Below are 1,368 nucleotides of genomic sequence, written 5' to 3'. Positions count from 1 at the left end.
TTTTTATACCTCACAAGATGTACTTGCTAGGGTGGATACTGCGTATGGGTGGGATAGTAATGGGCAGGTGGATGTGTTTGGGTTGAGTAGTTTTGATCCATTTGAATTTGGTTTTATTACTTCTTTTCCTGATAATCTACATTTTGGTCAGCAAAGAGTTACACCTAATTTTAGTGATATTGGATCTCAAGCACATCCTTCAATTCGAGGACGTGCTATTTCTGATGTAGGAAAGGATATTGCAGCTAATAGAATAAATCCCAATATATTTTTAATTTCATATACTGTTGATCCTACTACAGGTAAGGCTGTGACTTTAAACAACAGAGGATTAGCAGCATTGTCCGAAGGAGGCAAAATGCCATCAGATGCTATATTTGTTCCTTTTGATAAAGTTCCTGAAAGACTTAAAAAAGATTTTGGTTTACTTGGATATTCAAATGAAGTTGTTCCATCAAAAAGTATTGCTGTTACTCAAAATAAGGATGGAACAGGATTAGATAGAATTATTAAAAACTATACATAATATAAATGAAAGAATACAATTACAGTTTAATACCTGAACGTGTTAATTTTGATATTTCAACAATCGACTTAAAAGTCCAATATTCTAGAAGGGAAACAAACGTTAAAGTTGAAGGAAAAATACTACAAGATTATAAGGATAGTTTAAGATTGCATGACATAAATATAACTTTTAATACAGTAGCAGAAGTAAAATGTATAACATTAGATTTTTTTGAATCTAATTATACTAATCATAAAATTTTTAAAGTTAATGAGGATTTAAATAAATTCGATTTTTGGGAAAGATTTGGCTATTGCCCAGATTCTGGATTTTATGAAGTAGATAGCTCAGAGTTGCTAAAAGAAAAGAACAAACTTTATGATCCATCAAATACATTTAATTTAAAACATTATTTGATAGTTGGGTATGATAGTTATATTGAAATACTAGCAGGTGGATATTTTTATGATATATCTAATAAATAAAATCAGTAATAAAAAGACTTAACTTAGTAATCAGGTTAAGTCTTTTTTTAATGACTACATGCAATATGTTAAAGTTGTAAAAGAATAGCGATACAGCATCATTAGTGATTATATCGGTCGCCCAGTACAGGCATTCGATGATAGAGGAGCTAAGATATGGAGTACAGACTATGACATCTATGGTAGATTAAGGAACTTAGAGGGAGAACGACCCCGCGCGACAGTTTGGCTCATTCGCTATAAACATCTACTAGATATTTACTAAACGCTCTGCCCTTATTTAGACAACTTGGTCAGTATGAAGGTATCGAGCTGAATGGGCTTTACTACAATAGGTTTAGGTATTATGATTCCACGACAGGGTTATACATATCT

At 31.8% G+C, this 1,368-nt stretch carries 2 protein-coding genes; both read left to right on the top strand.

The genetic code is table 11. The features are described 5' to 3' along the window. On the top strand, nt 1–526 hold a 526-nt coding region (locus tag GJV76_RS15795), incomplete at its 5' end, for a hypothetical protein (RefSeq protein ID WP_230381582.1). 5 nt (nt 527–531) lie between these two features. Further along, nucleotides 532–993 (top strand): hypothetical protein, encoded by a 462-nt coding sequence (locus GJV76_RS15525; RefSeq protein WP_155093487.1) that lies wholly within the window; start codon nt 532–534, stop codon nt 991–993. The last annotated feature ends 375 nt before the right edge of the window (nt 994–1,368 follow it).

Source organism: Myroides albus, assembly GCF_009711045.1.
GTDB classification, from domain to species: domain Bacteria; phylum Bacteroidota; class Bacteroidia; order Flavobacteriales; family Flavobacteriaceae; genus Flavobacterium; species Flavobacterium album_A.
The sequence above is the reverse complement of the archived record's forward strand: the minus strand, read 5'-3'. Positions and strand labels throughout refer to the sequence as shown.

Excerpts from the sequence above, each read along its gene's own strand:
- GJV76_RS15525 (WP_155093487.1), top strand. The coding sequence starts at position 532 with ATGAAAGAATACAATTACAGTTTAATACCTGAACGTGTTAATTTTGAT.